The sequence below is a fragment of the Chitinophaga sp. GbtcB8 genome (assembly GCF_019091455.1).
Lineage (GTDB): Bacteria > Bacteroidota > Bacteroidia > Chitinophagales > Chitinophagaceae > Chitinophaga.
This window is the reverse complement of the sequence record NZ_JAGXJN010000001.1, coordinates 264,976-282,334: the sequence shown is the minus strand read 5'-3', so window position 1 is coordinate 282,334 and position 17,359 is coordinate 264,976. Positions and strand designations below refer to the sequence as shown.

10 protein-coding genes are annotated in these 17,359 nt (G+C 44.3%); 8 read left to right on the top strand and 2 right to left on the bottom strand.

The genetic code is table 11. The features are described 5' to 3' along the window. Positions 1 to 5 precede the first annotated feature (5 nt). The 7 genes from KVT36_RS01195 (at position 6) to KVT36_RS01165 (ending at position 14,940) form a co-directional block, all read left to right on the top strand. Positions 6 to 566, top strand: coding sequence for an RNA polymerase sigma factor (locus KVT36_RS01195; RefSeq protein ID WP_217601675.1), 561 nt, complete (start codon positions 6 to 8; stop codon positions 564 to 566). A gap of 235 nt (positions 567 to 801) precedes the next feature. After that, the gene (locus KVT36_RS01190; RefSeq protein WP_217601674.1) at positions 802 to 1,959 is read left to right on the top strand and encodes a FecR family protein; all 1,158 of its coding nucleotides are present in this window, start codon (positions 802 to 804) and stop codon (positions 1,957 to 1,959) included. A gap of 241 nt (positions 1,960 to 2,200) precedes the next feature. Beyond that, entirely contained in the window at positions 2,201 to 5,659 is a 3,459-nt protein-coding gene (locus tag KVT36_RS01185; RefSeq protein WP_217601673.1) for a TonB-dependent receptor, read from the top strand. Positions 5,660 to 5,677: 18 nt separating this feature from the next. Next, positions 5,678 to 7,468, top strand: coding sequence for a RagB/SusD family nutrient uptake outer membrane protein (locus tag KVT36_RS01180; RefSeq protein WP_254639783.1), 1,791 nt, complete (start codon positions 5,678 to 5,680; stop codon positions 7,466 to 7,468). Between the two features lie 177 nt (positions 7,469 to 7,645). Next, on the top strand, positions 7,646 to 9,718 hold the full coding sequence (locus KVT36_RS01175) for a glycoside hydrolase domain-containing protein (protein WP_217601672.1): 2,073 nt from the start codon (positions 7,646 to 7,648) through the stop codon (positions 9,716 to 9,718). A 148-nt stretch (positions 9,719 to 9,866) separates the two neighbouring features. Beyond that, complete coding sequence (locus tag KVT36_RS01170; protein WP_217601671.1) at positions 9,867 to 11,171, top strand: hypothetical protein; 1,305 nt, start codon at positions 9,867 to 9,869, stop codon at positions 11,169 to 11,171. 31 nt (positions 11,172 to 11,202) lie between these two features. Then, positions 11,203 to 14,940 (top strand): endonuclease/exonuclease/phosphatase family protein, encoded by a 3,738-nt coding sequence (locus KVT36_RS01165; RefSeq protein ID WP_217601670.1) that lies wholly within the window; start codon positions 11,203 to 11,205, stop codon positions 14,938 to 14,940. Positions 14,941 to 15,145: 205 nt separating this feature from the next. On the opposite strand, the gene KVT36_RS01160 is transcribed toward KVT36_RS01165, so the two are convergent. Then, a complete protein-coding gene (locus tag KVT36_RS01160) occupies positions 15,146 to 15,553 on the bottom strand; it encodes a helix-turn-helix domain-containing protein (protein ID WP_217601669.1) in 408 nt (135 codons plus the stop codon). A 90-nt stretch (positions 15,554 to 15,643) separates the two neighbouring features. On the opposite strand from KVT36_RS01160, the gene KVT36_RS01155 reads away from it, so the two are divergent. Further along, positions 15,644 to 16,024 carry a nuclear transport factor 2 family protein gene (locus tag KVT36_RS01155; RefSeq protein ID WP_217601668.1) on the top strand — a complete coding sequence of 127 codons (381 nt, stop codon included), beginning with the start codon at positions 15,644 to 15,646 and terminating at the stop codon, positions 16,022 to 16,024. Positions 16,025 to 16,214: 190 nt separating this feature from the next. Here KVT36_RS01155 and KVT36_RS01150 read toward each other — a convergent pair whose 3' ends face one another. Then, a complete protein-coding gene (locus tag KVT36_RS01150) occupies positions 16,215 to 17,354 on the bottom strand; it encodes a Wadjet anti-phage system protein JetD domain-containing protein (protein WP_217601667.1) in 1,140 nt (379 codons plus the stop codon). Between the last annotated feature and the right edge of the window lie 5 nt (positions 17,355 to 17,359).

Below are 17,359 nucleotides of genomic sequence, written 5' to 3'. Positions count from 1 at the left end.
AAACCATGGGCGGGCTGCATACATTTGATGATCTGAAATTACTTAGCTTACTGCAAGACGGTAATGCCAGCGCATTCGACGTGCTTTACAATCGTTATTGGGACAGGGTATTAAGCTTAGCTTGCCGGAAAACCGGCGACCTTATGGAAGCCGAGAATATTGTGCAGGATGTTTTTGTTTCGCTGTGGAAAAGGCGGGAAAGCCTTAAAATAAACGGTGATTTTGCCAATTATCTTTTTATTTCTATAAAGTACAGGGTACTTAAAGTGCTTGCTAAAAGAGCTTCTTCACGCTCGGTTGATTTAGAACAGGTCAGCGGTCTGCTGGGCGATTCCCCCCAGGAATACCTGGAATTTGAGGAGATCCGTGAACGCCTGGAAATGCTTGTTAGCAAGCTGCCGGAAAAGAGCCGGTTAGTTTATCAATTGAAAAACGAGGATAAGTCCTACAAGGAAATTGCTGCTGAACTAAACTTATCGGAAAAGGCCGTAGATGCCCATTTATTGCGTGCCCGGCGAAAACTGCGCATAGGACTTGGCAGTTTTTTAGGCGACTTTTTACTTTAATCCTTCTTCCCCCAAATTTTTTTATTTTTTTTTGCGGGTTTTAACCAACCAGGGGTACTTATAATAAAGCGGCCCAAATTTAATATGGTGTACTATTCCTCCCTACAGGAATAGAACCTGGCATTTTTTTGGGCGGTTCTTTGCTTTAATCCTTCTTTCAAAATCTTTTTATTTTTTTTGCGGGTTTTAACCGGCGGGGGGTACTTATATTAAAGCAACCTAAATTAAACGCAGTATGACTATTCCTCCCAACAGGAACCGGCTTCAAAAGCTGGCCAGAAATTATCTGAAAGGAAAACTTACTGTATCCGAACAACAGGAATTCGACGAATGGTTTTTAAGCGACGATGCTCAGGAGACAATTATAGAAATAGGCCTTACACCACAAGAGCATAAAAGGCTGATGCTTGCGCGTATCCATTCGGAGGCAGGTATCGTTCAGCAGGAAGCAAAGAAAAAATGGCTTTGGCCCAGAATAGCAGCAGCGGCTTCAGTTATAATAATTCTCTCGTACGGAGCTTTTTTGCTTTTCCCGGTCAAACCGGTTAAGAAGCAAATGGCTCACACAGTTCAGGATATAGCTCCAGGGGGCAATAAAGCCGTTCTAACCCTTGCTAACGGGGAAAAAGTCCAGTTAAATGGAACTAAAAATGGTTTCGTAGCCAAACAAGGTGGTGTTACCATTGCAAAACGTGAAGATGGCCAGTTGAGTTATACCGGTGACCAGGCAGCTGCCAATGGCGAATTATTCAATACCGTGGAGACGCCGCGGGGTGGGAAATACCAGTTAACACTTGCTGATGGAACAATTGCCATACTGGACGCCGCCTCATCTATTCATTATCCGGTAGCATTTAATGGTGATCAACGGAGCGTTCAAATAACAGGGCAGGTTTATTTTGAAGTGGTACACGATGCACGTAAGCCTTTCAAAGTGAGTGTTAAAGGTCAGGTTATAGAAGATCTGGGCACTAAATTCAACATTAATGCATACGATGACGAGCCTGTCATTAAAACAACGCTCGTGGAAGGCAGCATTGGCCTTAGAACATCATCCCGGTATATAATTTTAAAACCTGGTCAGCAAGCGGTTAATTCAACCGGAAACCCAACTACAAATGTTGTTGCCGCGGATATTGAAGATGCTTTGGCCTGGAAGAACGATAAATTTTTATTTAATAACGAACCACTCGAAAGTATTATGCGAAAGGTTTCGCGTTGGTACGATGTAGATATTCAATATCAGAAGGGATTTAATTTAAAAGAATCTTATTTGGGTGGACTCACGCGCTACTCGAATGTATCACAAGTATTAAAGATGCTGGAAATAACCGGCGAGGTTAGGTTTGAGATAGATGGAAAAACCATCAAGGTCTTACCAAAGGGGAAATAATATGTAAATGATCAACTAATAAATTAAGCCAACTATGAGATAAGAAAACGAATACGATCGGATCTCTGACAAGCGGCCAAAAATTAAGCGGAGGTGGTGGAACACCCCCGCCTGATGCCTGGCTACTGATGATATTTGCTGCTAACAAAATTTTCAATATTAACCAGTAACACAAATGTATAACATTTATCCACGTTTTCTTTGTGCGCGTCCCGGCGGCACAAATAAATTCCTATTATTTATGAAACTAACGGCCGTTTTAATTCTCGTAGCCCTGTTTCAGGTGCGGGCGGAAACATTTGCTCAGCGGGTAAATTTTGTCCATAAGAAGACAACCTTTGAGCAAATTGTACGGGAACTAAGAAAGCAAACCAGCTACAACGTATTAGTTTCGGTTAACAAGATAAAAGACATTTCCCCCAAGGATGTTAATTTTAAGAATGCCACCATCACCGAGGTGTTAGATACTTACCTCGGGGATCAGCCCTTAACTTACGAGATCCAGGGAGAGCTGATCTTAGTTAAGGAAAAGGAATTGCCAAAGGTCACTTCAATAAAAGCTGCCCTGACGATTAATGGAAAAGTGCAGAATGAGAAGGGCGAAGCGTTAACCGGCGTTAGCATAAGAGTGAAAGGAACGATGGATGGTGTTTCCTCCACCCAGGAAGGCAATTACTCCATTACGGTCCCTGATGCAGCTACCATCATTGTTTTTAGTTTCGTCGGTTATCAGACGCAGGAATATCCTGCAGGTAGCGTACCCGCGGTGCTTACGCTAAACCCTGCAGCATCAGATCTCTCAGCGGTTGTTGTGGTAGGATATGGTACGCAGAAAAAAATAAATCTCACCGGGGCTGTTGATCAGGTATCGGCCAAAGCACTGGAAAACCGCTCGCTGCCAAACTTAACGCAGGGCCTGCAGGGCTTACTGCCTAACTTAAACCTGGTGCCTGCAGACGGTAAGCCCATACAATCACCCGGCTATAACATCCGTGGCACCACCTCTATAGGCCAGGGAGGTAATGCGCTGGTTTTGATCGACGGCGTTGAAGGTGATCCCAGCCGTATAAATCCCAATGATGTAGCAAGTGTCACAGTTTTAAAAGACGCGGCGTCAGCGGCTATTTATGGAGCCAGGGCAGCTTTTGGGGTAGTGCTGATCACGACTAAAAGCCCGGCGAAGGATAAGATAAGCGTTACCTATTCCTATAATCAGTCATTCAAAAGTCCGACTACTGTACCTGAGTTAGTTACTAACGGCTATCAATTCGCCAGGCTTTTTAGTGAGGCTTATACTGCCTGGTATGGGAGCTCCCAAACCGCGCAGAATATCAATAAAACTGTAAAGTTTTCAGCAGAATATTTGGCTGAGCTGCAAAGAAGAGATGCGGATCCCAGCTTACCAAAAGTTGATGTCAATGGTGCAGGTGAGTATGTATATTATGCAAACACAGACTGGTACAAGCTGCTTTACAAGGACCATACCACGGCGAGCGACCATAACTTATCCCTTTCCGGTAGCAGTGGCAAAGCCGACTTCCTGGTAACAGGCCGGATGTACCGGCAGGATGGCCTGTTCAGATATAATTCAGACGATTACAATATTTACAACTTTAGGGCCAAAGGATCATTGCAGGTATTCCCATGGTTGAAAGTATATAACAATGCCGACTATTCTTCGATGAAATATCATAACCCGTTAAATGTTGGTGAAGGCGGCGGTATCTGGATAAATATGTCGGCAGAAGCGCATACAGTAGCGCCTCTCTATAATCCTGACGGAACATTAACCTATTCAGCCGCTTATACTGTTGGTGATTTGGTTTATGGTAAGAACGGCTATGATTTTGACAAAAGGGTATTTCGCAACACTACAGGCTTTGAGGCACGCATTCTTGATGATCAGTTTAGAATAAAAGGTGACTTTACTTTCCAGAACACGGATAACAACACCTTTGTGAAAAGAGTACCTGTACCATATAGCCGGAAACCGGGGGTGATCGAGTATGTGGGTTCGGCCTTTAATGATATTACCCTGACATTCCAGCCAACCCGTTACCTCGTAACAAATATTTACGGTGAGTTTGAACCTAAGCTGAGCGGTGGGCACCATGCGAAGGTATTGGCCGGTTTCAATTATGAGCAATCTACGTTTCAGAGCACAGCTGTTCAACGTAACGGCCTGGCCTATCCGGATGCAGACAACATCAATTTAGCATTAGGTCAGTCTATAGTTACTTCAGGAGATTGGGACAGATGGAATGTAATAGGAGGTTTTTACCGTTTAAACTACGATTATAAAGGACGTTATCTGCTGGAAGGCAATGGGCGTTACGATGGCTCCTCCAAATTCCCTTCCAATCAGCGGTATGCTTTTTTCCCTTCCTTATCTGCCGGCTGGAGGGTGTCCGGTGAGCCTTTCTGGCATATCTCGCCGAAGATCATCACGGACCTTAAATTCCGCGGCTCTTATGGCTCATTAGGTAATGGCAGTATCAACTCCTATGTGTTTCAGGAGCAATTCAATATCAACCAGCTGGGACGTATTCTAAATGGCGTCCGTCCGCAGGCCACAAGCTCGCCAGGCGTATTGCCTGATGGTTTGACCTGGGAAACTTCGAGAAGCCAGAACCTTGGCGTGGATTTGAGTGTGCTGGACGGAAAACTATCTGTTTCAGGAGACCTTTACACACGGAAAACCCTTAACATGTTCACATTGGGCCCATCATTACCAACTGTTTTTGGAACAGCATCTCCCAAAGGCAACTATGCTGATCTGAGAACAAAGGGTTGGGAACTGTCGGTTACCTGGCGCGACAGGCTTACCGTTTCCGGCGCCCCGTTGAACTATGGTTTCAGAGCTACGCTTGCAGACTATAATGCAGTGGTCACTAAATACAATAACCCCGACAAAAGGTTGTCTGATCATTACGTTGGCCAACAGGTTGGTGAGATATGGGGATATCAGAATGCCGGTTATTTTACATCAGCAGAGGATATCGCTAAGTCACCCAAACAGATCCTTGTAAAGGCGTCCAATACAGGAACGCTTGCTCCCGGCGACATCAAATTCGCAGATCTGAACGGAGATGGCGTAATAGATGCCGGCAATAATACAGTAGGAAATCCCGGTGACCGGCGGATCATAGGCAACGCGCTCCCTCACTATACCTTTGGATTTAGTATGGATGCTGACTGGAAAGGCTTTTTCATCGGGGCGTTTATACAAGGGGTAGGTAAACGCGATTGGTATCCGATCGGCGCAACCGGAACGTTCTGGGGCCAATATGCTTCCCCTTATTTTAAAGCAACTGTAAATCAGTTAGACAAAATGTGGTCACCGGAAAACCCGGATGCCTATTTCCCCAGGTTTGCAGGTTATAAAGCCGCAGGCAGCAACGAGCTTGCCCAGAGTCAGACCAAGTATCTTCAAAACGCTGCTTATGTACGGTTGAAGAATATCCAGCTTGGTTATCATTTACCCATCAACCTGATTAAAAGGATCGGTCTCAATGATGCACGAATGTATGTGTCGGGGGAAAATCTATGGACCTGGTCACCGGTCTTCAAAAATACACATGACATTGATCCCGAAAGTATCGGCGGTTCAGACAGAATTTTGTCCGATGGGTCGGCCGGTAATGGCAACAACTATCCAATATTGAAGTCAATCACTTTTGGGTTATCCGCAACATTTTAACAATTAAAGACACTTGATATGACGATCCTTAGTGAAAAATTGTTCAGACCATTGCTGTTTATGTTTTTCGCAGGCAGCATGAGCATTGGCTGTAAAAAACTGGACCAGCAGCCGCAAGCTACTGCTAATAAAGCTGCAGTATTCGGTAGTAAATCCGGTCTTGATCTGTATACCAATTCATTTTATAATATTTTACCTACCACAAGCGCCATCATAAGAGGTGACGCCATGAGCGATTATCTGTCGCGAACTACGGTTCCTGACTTCATCCGCCCCGGCGCCTTCAGCCCCCAGCAAAGCACAGGATGGTCATGGAGCGATCTGCGTAATATCAACTACTTTATACAAAACTGTACAGATCCTGCCGTTTCTCAACCTATCCGGGAAAATTATATCGGACTCGCGCGATTTTTCCGCGGCTGGTTTTATTTTGAGAAGTTAAAGCGTTTTGGAGATGTACCCTGGATCAACAGGCCATTTGATGTAGATGATCCGGATCTGTATGCCGGCCGTGATCCAAGAACCCTGATCGTTGATTCTATCATGGCGGACCTGGATTATGCAGCGTCGCATATTACAACCAACGATAACACCCGGAGCCTTATCACCAAATATACGGCGCTTGCCTTTAAATCCAGGGTGTGTTTGTTCGAAGGTACTTTCCGGAAATATCATACCGGATACAATTTGCAAGGCTCGGTCAATACTTTGCTGACCGCCGCTGCTGAAGCTGCAGAACAGGTAATAACTAACGGCGGGTTTGCATTAAACACAGCAGGTGGTACGGATAAGGCCTACCGGAATTTATTTAACAGCCAGGCGATCATTCCTTCTGAAATAATACTGGCAAACCTGGTTGATCCAACCCTGGCTATTTATAATGATGCCAACTGGTACCTGACAAGCTCCACTTATGGCGACAGGTTGAGCTTTACGCGTACATTCATAAATACCTATCTGAATATAGACGGCACACCATTCACGAATGCAGCCGGTTATCGCACCATGACATTTCCCCAGGAGGTGAAAAACCGTGACATGCGCCTGCAGCAAACAATAAGGATGGGTAATTACACGCGCGCTAATGGTGGCGTACAACAAGCTGCCCCACCTGTATTTTCTTACACATACACAGGCTATCAGCCTATTAAATTGACTATGGATGACGCATCGATGGATGGCGGTTCCCGGAATACCAATTCATTGCCGTTGATCCGTTATGCAGAGGTCTTATTGAATTACGCAGAAGCTAAGGGAGAACTTGGCACACTCACTGATGAGGATTGGAACAATACCATAGGCGCGCTGAGAAGAAGGGCAGGTATAACGGGCAACACCAGCACGAAACCTTTGATAGCCGACCCTTATCTGAAGGCTAACTATTTCCCCGGCATCAGCGATCCTGTTCTGTTGGAGATCCGGCGGGAAAGAGGAATTGAGCTGGCTTTGGAAGGTTTCCGATTTTATGATATCGTAAGGTGGAAACGCGGGCCGTTAATGGAGCAGGTTTGGAATGGATTTTATGTACCTGCTTTAGACCAGGCAATGGACCTTAATGAGGATGGCGTATTGGATGTTCTCTTTTACCAGGACAAACCAGCTACCACAATCCCCGGCGTCACTTACGTTAATGTTGCTGAAACAATTAAGAATGGTGCAAATCCTCAAAGACTATCCAGCAATACTTCCGGTGAGCTAACCTGGCTCACAAATGTAAAACGTACCTGGGATGATAAATTCTATCTATTCCCCATACCTGAGAACGACCGGCAGGTTAATCCCAAATTGGGTCAGAACCCTGGCTGGTAGTTAGCAATGACTTGGTGGCCGGCAATTAGCCGGCCGCTAAGTCATTGCTCATATACAGTAGGTAACGCACCAATCCACTATGAAAAAGAACGTAATAACAGCTATGCAGAATATAGCTGAAAGTGCGATTATTGAACCGGCGAAACCCACAAAGCCGGAAAATAATTTAACCGGCATATGAGATATACCAAATATTATCTGGCCATATTTTTATCCTTAGGTTTAAATATGGCCGGTGCTCAGCGCACAATAGTTACGGATCCCGCAGCCAATGTTAATGTGTTTTTAGGAACATCGGGCGATCATGGTCAGCTGTCACCAGCGGCATCCTATCCGTTCAGTATGCTGAGCATCGGGCCGCAAACCTATCCGGCAACCCATACAGGATATGAGTACGAGGCCCGGCGTTTTCTGGGATTTACGCACAACCGCTTTGAGGGCGTAGGTTGCCGTGGAAGCGGCGGGAATATATTGATCAGGCCTTTCATTGGGGAAGAAGAGGATAAAGAGCTGATCAAAATTAATCAGTCGGGTACTCCAGGTTATTATAAGGTTACCTTCACCAATAGAATTGTAGCTGAATTAGCCACAGGTCAGAAGAACGGAATTCATCGTTATCACTTCCCGGCCGGTAATAACGGTTACTTCATTGATCTTGCTCATACGCTGGCCAATAAATTCGTAGCTGAGGAGCATGTCACTACCAGCCGTACACTAACAGGCTGGGTAGAAGCCCGTACTACCTGTAATGCAGGAACCTATAAATTGTATTACTGTCTTGAATTTAGCCAGCCGGTAACATGGACGGAAAGGCCTGGGCACAAGCTAACCTGTGTATTCAGCACCGTAAATGATCCGGTTGAGATCAGGGTTAGTATGTCGTCGGTAAGTACTGACTATGCAAGATCATCTATCTTTCACGGCACATTTGATCAGCTTTGCAAAGAAGGCCACAACGCCTGGAACAGGGCATTAAGCAGGATTGAAGTGACCGGGGATATCGCTCAGAAGAAATTGTTCTATTCCCTGCTGTACCGGACATTGCAATCTCCTTATCAGATCTCTGAAAAGGACGGTACTTACCGCGGTACAGATGGTATCGAAAAGAAAAGTACGGAAACAATGTTTAATGGTTGGGCCATTTGGGACAACTACCGTACGCAGCTCCCCATGCTTTCTGTTGGCTGGCCCGAAAAATACAGGGGAATGATAACCTCTCTGGCTAATCTCTATACAGCAGGCAAACAGGATTATGCTACCCAGACTGAACCGACAAATACTGTGCGGACCGAGCATGCTATAGTAGTGTTACTGGATGCATACAGGAAGGGTTATCCGGTTAGATTTGATCTGATCATCGATTCACTGGCCAAAGAAATAGATCATCTTGATTTTTCCAAACCGGATAAAGCGCTGGAATCAAGTTATGATACCTGGGCATTTGCAGAAATCCTAAAGATCCTTAAAAGGGATGAGCTGAGTGAAAAATACATGCAAAAGGCCCGCGATTATAAAAAATACTGGGAAAAGGATTTTAAGAACCTGGAAGCCAGGGATATTGATAAAGTCCAGGCCCGGAATCTTTATCAGGGTACTATCTGGCAGTACCGGTGGTTTGTACCATTTGATATCAAAGGGCTCATTAATCTCGCAGGAGGAAGGGCAGCGTTCATTACCCAGCTTGATCAGTTCTTTAATGAAGATCTTTATAATCATGCCAATGAGCCGGATCTGCAGGCGCCATTAATATACAACGCGGCTGGTCAGCCATGGAAGTCGCAGGAGCTGATGCACCGGTTTGCTGCGGACACCGTGATCCAATATTACTTTAATGATAATAGTAAGGGCATCGATCCCTTTGTTGATAAGGTTTACAAAAATGAGCCTAAAGCCTATATCCGCACTATGGATGATGATGCCGGTGCTATGTCTGCCTGGTATGTTCTTGCAGCCTGTGGCTTTTCACCGGCTTGCCCGGGCTGGCCGGTTTACTATTTGAATGTGCCGTTGATGAAGACTGTGAAGCTGAACCACATTGGTAAGGATCCATTTGAGATCGAAGTTAAAAATTACGGGCTTCACAATAAGTACATTAAAAAAGTAATACTGAATGGCAAAGTGCTCAATCGTATCTACATTACCCAGAAAGAGATCGATGCGGGCGGCAAGCTCGAAATCATCGCTTCCGCTCAGCCGGAAACCAAAGCCCCTTCCGAAGGCTGGATAAGCAGTATTGAAAACGTTCAATAATTTTTTAAAAGAATCTATAACATAAAATATAATGCGAAACATACTTTCCGCTTTAGTTTTATTCATAACCATTGTGGCGCCGCTTAGGTTAAATGCTCAAAAGATCAGCTCCAATAACGCAGCGCTGGTTGATGCTTTTAATCTTGCTTTGAACACCGTAGACATTAATGTCAGGCGGGGAGTACTTGCTGCCGGAGGTGATTATGGCGGTGAATGGACAAGGGATATTGCAATTAATTCATGGAGCTGTGCAAGTTTATTAAAGCCCCGCGTGGCTGTGAATTCATTATGGAGCGTTACGGTGAAAAAGGATTCAATCGGGCACCAGTACTGGGACAAGATCATTTGGACCCTCGCAGCCCTAAACCACTATAAAGTAACCGGAGACCGTGTGTTTTTAAAAGAAGCTTACCGGTGCGCCGGGAACACCATGAAAGAGCTGGAGCAAAGTGCTTATGATCATGCCTACGGATTGTTTACCGGACCTTCCGTGTTTAATGACGGGATAGCCGGCTATCCCGCATCTGTATATGATAGCCTGAACAATTCGTCTTTTGTGCTTGACCATAAAAGATCAAAGACCATCAAGTGTTTAAGTACTAACGCAGTTTATTTTGGCGCTTATAAGGCTCTTTCAGAAATGAGCGGCCTGCTGAAAGATGGACAGCAGCATACTTACGATCAACGAGCATCGGCACTGAAAGCACAGATCCTGAAATATCTTTACAACGCTCAGGAGAATAAATTTTACTACCTGATCGATAGCCAGGGAAACGTTGATCGTTCACAGGAAGCCCTGGGTATCTCCCTGGCTGTATTATCCGGCATTGTTGATCCACAACAAGCAGCCGGTGTGATAAAAGCAGCAGCTACTTCAGCGCATGGCATTCCTTCTGTTTCACCTGCCTTTGCACGGTATGATGCAGAAAAGCCCGGCAGGCACAATGTAGTGATCTGGCCAATGGTGAACGGTTTTTTTGCTGATGCAGCCCTCACCACAAAGAACTATGACATCTTCACAGCCGAGTTAAACAATTTGACCCATTTGGCCCTGGATGAAGACAAGGGTAATTATAACTTCCGTGAAATTTATAATGCTGATTCAGGCGTACCTGATGGTGGCTGGCAACGCAGAAAAACGGAGAAAGACATTCACTGGCCATCATTTAAAAATCAAACATGGTCGGCTACGGCTTATCTGCGTATGGTGTTCAATGGCCTGTTGGGATTTAAATTCACAAATGATGATCTATATATAAGGCCGTATCTGCCTGACGGCATTCACTCTTTAAGCATTACGTCCATTCCCTATCGAAAAGCCATGATCAACGTGACCGTTAAGGGAAAAGGAAATCACGTGTCATCTTTCACGATAAACGGCGCAAAACAAAAAGATCTTAAGATAAGCAGCACTGCAACAGGTAATCAAAATATTGTAGTCGATCTGGATTAAGAATATTTCCCTTGTTTTAAATCACTAAACCATGAAGTATTTGATCTCAATCCTTTTGCTGACCTCTCTGTGGGGAGTTACAGCAAAAGCTCAGCATCTTAATGTCATAACTTACAATTTAAGAGGCGATAATGCTACAGACGTTGGAAATTTATGGGCTGACCGGAAATTAATGGTCGTTTCCCAGTTTGAAAAGTACCAGCCGGATATTGTCGGGCTCCAGGAAACATTGCCATCTATGGCCGGTTACCTGATCGATACGCTGCCAAGATTTGACAGCATTGGTTTTGACGCTGGTATTCAGGTTGGCTTGCTCTATAATACACAACGGTTAACGCTTCAGTCACATGGACATTTCTATTTATCAGAAACGCCGGATGTTCCCGGAAAGGGATGGGATGCCAAATTTGCGCGTATGTGCATATGGGCTAAATTCACTGACCAGGTAACGGATCTGGATTTTTATGTGTTTTGTTCACATTTTGACCATGTCGGAACTGTTGCCCGGACGAATAGTGTTCAATTGATCTTACAAAAGATCAATGAAATTGCGGGTACTACTCCCACTTTGTTTATGGGCGATCTTAATACCACCCAATGGGACCCGAATTATATTACCTTAAATAATTCCGTATTGTTAAAGGATACGAAAAACCTTGCAGTGATTGATCATGAGAAAGAACGGGGAACCGGAAATGGTTTTAATATTGACAGAAGGGACAGAACGATAGTCGATTATGTTTTTGCGACCAGTACGTGGAAAGCCTATGAGCATGATGTATTACTGGATCTTTTTAATAGCCATACCGCTTCAGATCATTATGCCGTGATGACGATCCTTGGCCAAAAGGAAAATGATTTAGGAGAATTATACCGGCAATTTCCGGAAGACTTCGAAAACCCTGATCCGGTAAAATCTTCTTACGCAAGTGGTGATGTTGTTTTCAGGACAGGAACCTGGACATTGAACAACGCAATTATCGGCGGAAGCTCAGCGAATGATAAACCTACGAGCGGAAGCTATGGGGTGAGGATCATTGATCGTAACACGGTGCCTGCCTACTTACAAATGAACTTCGATGTTACGGAAGGCGCTTCAAGGGTCACGCTGCAGCATAGTACCTATGCTACCGATAGCGTATCGAAATGGCAGCTGGAATATTCAACGAACCAGGGACTTACCTGGACGGCCATAGGGCCGGTAATTTCAACTCACCAGCTGAATAAGCAGCAAGCCACTTTTATAATGGACATTCCCGGGAATGTACGTTTCAGGATCAATAAATTTGGATTAGGAACCGCTAACAACGGGCGGTTAGATATCGATGATTTTACCATTTATAAACGTAGGAATGCGGGCTCTCCTGAAAAAACTATACCGTTGCTGGGCTGGCAATTTGCAAGTCCTGCCAGTACAGGTGCGGAAGTTTCCGCTAATTCCAGCATAAACAATGCAGCCGTGAACATTTCCTCATTAACCAGGGGAGCTGGTTTCAAAACGGTGAGCGGGTCTTCAGGGAGTATATCGCTGCCAGGCGGCTTTGGCGCCGCTGCCTCGGTTGCATCAACGCTCTATGCCTCCGACACTACGGTGGCAATCAATAATAACCTGTACTTTCAGTTCACAGTAAAGCCAAAGGCATCACAAAAGATCTCGTTGTCCACGATTGATGCGAAGCTTATGTCCACCGGGCCAACCTTGAAGCTGTGGTACTGGAAATATAGCCTCGATGGTGTAAACTTCAGGTACCTGGCAAAATCCTATTTATTTAATGCTGCTCAATCAACCTCACAGGCAACGATCGATCTGTCAGCTTATCCCGAATTGCAGCATATAGGTTCGGATAAGACGGTCTATTTCAGATTATACGTTAATGGGATGGATAATAATTCAGACATAGCGGGTATCGGCGTCTCAAGTCCTGGTACAGCAGATGATTATGCACTTTCTGTAGGTGGTATTGTTGAAGACACGGTTAGCACAAAGAAGCTGGCTGCCTGGCAATTTGCTACACCCTTAAGAACCGGAGGTGAAGCTTCCGCTGCGGCTTCTCTTATTGATTCTTCCTTAAATGTTGGTCTTTTACAGCGGGGCGCCGGTTTAAGGGCGACTGATTCCACAGGAGCACCATTTGTGCTGCACCGTACCTTTGTTTCTTTAACAAGCGTACCAACTACACCGGCTGTTACGGATACTGCAGAAGCAATTTCGCAGGAGATGTATTATGCCTTTAATATTGGAATTAAACCCGGATATAAAGTATCCCTTAGTGACATAAATTATAAGTTAAGGGTGACACCCGGCGGTGCAAAAGTCTTCTACTGGAAATATAGTCTTGACGGGCTAAATTTTGAAAAGATCGCTAATCCGCGGGTGCTGTCAGCAGCCACTGCTGATGAAGGGGACACACAACCGCCGGTAGATCTATCCGGCATCGGGGTTTTGCAGGATATACCTGCAGGAGAAACAGTTTATTTCCGGATGTATACGAACGGTTCTAACACAAGCACCGGCACTACAGCATTTGGGCGATCGGCTACATCCAGCACCACAGATTATGTGCTTACAGTGAATGGAAATTCCACAGTGGTCATTGCGCCTGAAAAATTAGTAGCCTGGCAGTTAGCTACGCCGGCAAAAGCAGGAAACGAGACGGATGTTACACCGACCACAATAAATAGTGCTGTTACTGCCACACCCCTGGTTCGTGGCGCCGGTTTAAACCCCACCGGGCTTGCAAGGGCATTTGCTTCCTTAACAACAACACCGTCAAGCTCCAATCTGGCAGATACAGCTATCGCCATTGCCAATAATATGTATTTTGGTTTTAGCATAACCGCTCAAACCGGGCGGAAAATAAGTTTAAATGGCCTGGACTTTAAGATCCGTGCAACAGGTGGCGGAGCTAAAGTTTATTATTGGAAGTATAGTCTCAACGGCACTGATTTTTATAAAGCCGATAACCCGTTTACCTTAGCGATTGCAGTTAATACGGAAGGTGAATTTATGCCACACGTGGATCTTTCAGGGATTACAGCGTTACAAAATCTTCCCGGCGGTACCACGGTCACATTCAGATTATACACGAATGGATCAAACACAACGACCGGTTCTACGGCTATAGGCCGTTCCACAGCTTCCACAACAGAGGACATATTATGGGTAAGCGGATCATCAGAAAGTGAGGATACACTACTAGCAGCATCAGCATCATGCGTGGTCCCGGTTGCCGGAACCCGGATTACAGCATTGAAGGCAAATGTGAACCGTAAGCAGGTGATTTTGAAATGGCAGGCTGTTAATGAAAACCCTGATTCGCATTTCGAGGTGCTCCGGTTCGAAGGAACACATATGCCATTTACAATCGGCCAGGTAAGAACTGATACTGCAGGTTCTTCAACAAAGATGCATGATTTCGCTGATCTCAGGCCTTTATCCGGAACCAGCAGCTACCAGATCAGAACCATGGACCGAACGGGCCACGAAATACTGTCAGAAAAAGTAAAGCTGGCCGTCAAAGGAGATAATAATAGCCTTTTACTCTCTGCCAGGGGTAACCAGCTTACTATATTCATTTTTTCAGATACCGACTGCCAGGGCGATTTTTCCCTGAGGGATATCATGGGGCGTACGATTATCAGACGTCAGCTACGGTTGAATAAAGGCAAAAATGTTTTTACAGAACCGGTAAATGTACCTCCCGGAATTTTCACGGGTACTATAATTTTTGGTAAAGTTGATGTGATCAGCAAGAAAATATTGCTGTGAGCATGGCTATGGCGGTAATTATGCTAATTCCGGATGCCATTTATATTTAACAATTGCCAGTACCTGCTATATTCAATATGTAGCAGGTATTGGCATTATTGGCGCTTATTTACCAAACAACTCAATTTGTATGGTCAGGTAGTTCAGGAAAAAGTTGGGGAGGGGCTATCGTGTACCTGTTTGAATTTGTTGGTCAGCACCTGTACTACCTGATCTTTGATTTCAAAGACTGGCTTAGCTCTTTAATAACAGCAGCTTTATCCTTTTTGATCTTTTTGCCGATCTCTTTTCGTGGACAGTTTGCATTGTATTTTGCACCCCAATCCATTATTTCTATAACAATGGGCAATAGATCCAAACCCTTCTGCGTAAGGCTGTATACAAACTTTGACTTATTTGTAGGCGACACTTCTTTTACAAGTATATTCTCCGCTTCCAGAACAGTTAGCCTGTTGACCAGGATATTTGAAGCAATTTTCTCTTCCGAACCTAAAAATTCGCTGTAGGATACTTTATTTCTCAACATTATATCCCTGATTATTAATAGCGACCATTTGTCCCCAAATACATCAAGGGAACAACTGATCGGACAATCTGACCTGAATTTTTCCATAAAAAAAGTTGTTGCGTTTTGCAATATCTTTTATAAATTTGGTTCTTGCGTTTTGCAACAACAAATTTATAAACTTAAAAAATATAAACAATGGAAAAATCAGCACAGACCAAACAACTATTGGAAACCTATTACAGGGGATTTGCAGAAAAATCGGATTGGGAAAGCGTAATTGCAGACGACTTTGAATATGTTGGCGGAGACATGAACAATATTAAGCCGGTCGTAGGAAAGCAAGCCTATATTGAGATCATTAAACGATTTTCTCAGCGCTTTGATGCAATGCGTGTAAAACAAATGATTGTAGAAGACGACAAAGCAAGCGTTATCGGAAACTACGATTTTATATTTCCAAACGGCGTTCAGATCAATGGAAATGTTTCGGAAAACTGGACCGTTGAAAAAGGAAAACTAAAATCCCTGACCTTATACTTTGATACATTGACCTTTATGACAAATTTAAAACCTTAATTATGATTTTTATGATAGATCCGAATAGGAGTCTTCAATGTTTCCAACAAATCAAGCCAAGATAACGGCTGACTTTTTGCCGGAGTATAGGTTAGGTAAAATATCAAAATACCCTGACATTACCGGCTTTACACAGCCAGATACGCTGACTATGGAAAGGTTAGGCCTTTTTCAGGGCTTGGATATTTATTTACATCATAGATATGATGTCCATAACATAAGATAGTTTTAGTTTTTCCTGTTCGATCCGGCCTTGTAATAACATTAGCCGGTTATAGGTGTTTACTTCTGTATTGGTGAGATGAATAGGGGCTTGTCTTTTGTATTTCTCCGGTTGGCGTTCGGCTTCCGGTTCATGGAGACCAAAACATGTTTCATTCATGAATATGCTTTTTGCATGTGGATAAAGTGTTCGGAACATACTCAGCAAATTATATCCATCTTCATCCATATCACTCCAATAATACAGATTGGCCCGATGTAACATAGGAATATCGCTTAATCCGGTGAGCGCATAACCTTCTGAGCAGATGGCAAGTGCATTGGGTCTTGGTGGCAGCATATACAGTGTAGTTTCATTTTCCACAATCCATATTTCTTTGATGGGCCAGTTGAGTGCCTGTAATGATTCCTGTGTAAGACCAATGAATTCCATGTTGGGAAGAAGACTTTGTTGTAAGGAGATATCCAGCCAGCGTGTGGGAAACAGGAAGGGTTTCAGGCGTAGTCCCAAAACGGTTTCCAGGTTACCGCTGTCTTGTTTGCAGATGCCGGGATGCAGGTGCCTTACTAAAGAGAGAATAGTTGCCTGGTATTTGCTGATAAACTTTGTATGTACCGGAACCGGTAACCCACGAAGGTAATGCTCATGAAGCGCGTTGTTGTAAAGATAATCGATAACTGCACAGAGACCTTTCCAGTCATTTTCCAGTTCCAGTACTTTGCCTGGCCGCTTGGCAAGCCAGGGGCGGATGTTGGGATTCCATTGAATGAGGATCAATAATTGTTCTTTGAATCTTGTGACCTCTTTTTCTTTTTTCAGTAAAGTCAGATAGTCTTTTTCATGATCCACCCGGATCTGAGCCGGCCAACGCTGTTTATTTAGTTTTTTGCTGTTCCATTCTTCCCATTGGATAGTCCAGCCATGAGTACCCGTTTTTTTTTCGTATCGTTGAAAGCATTGCACGGATTGTTCCAGTACTTCCCATGAATCTGGTTTTTTCAGGCCACCCCGCAAAATAACAGGTGTAAATTCTCTCTCATTAATCAGCTGCTGAAGATAAGTATGGTAATGTTTTTCTAATTGAGAGAGATACAGTTTGTCCTGCATGGAGA

Bases quoted from the DNA above. Each gene is read 5' to 3' on its own strand.
- KVT36_RS01155 (WP_217601668.1), top strand. From the start codon at position 15,644: ATGGAAAAATCAGCACAGACCAAACAACTATTGGAAACCTATTACAGG.
- KVT36_RS01195 (WP_217601675.1), top strand. From the start codon at position 6: ATGGGCGGGCTGCATACATTTGATGATCTGAAATTACTTAGCTTACTG.
- KVT36_RS01190 (WP_217601674.1), top strand. From the start codon at position 802: ATGACTATTCCTCCCAACAGGAACCGGCTTCAAAAGCTGGCCAGAAAT.
- KVT36_RS01150 (WP_217601667.1), bottom strand. From the start codon at position 17,354: ATGCAGGACAAACTGTATCTCTCTCAATTAGAAAAACATTACCATACT.
- KVT36_RS01185 (WP_217601673.1), top strand. From the start codon at position 2,201: ATGAAACTAACGGCCGTTTTAATTCTCGTAGCCCTGTTTCAGGTGCGG.
- KVT36_RS01175 (WP_217601672.1), top strand. From the start codon at position 7,646: ATGAGATATACCAAATATTATCTGGCCATATTTTTATCCTTAGGTTTA.
- KVT36_RS01180 (WP_254639783.1), top strand. From the start codon at position 5,678: ATGACGATCCTTAGTGAAAAATTGTTCAGACCATTGCTGTTTATGTTT.
- KVT36_RS01165 (WP_217601670.1), top strand. From the start codon at position 11,203: ATGAAGTATTTGATCTCAATCCTTTTGCTGACCTCTCTGTGGGGAGTT.
- KVT36_RS01160 (WP_217601669.1), bottom strand. From the start codon at position 15,553: ATGGAAAAATTCAGGTCAGATTGTCCGATCAGTTGTTCCCTTGATGTA.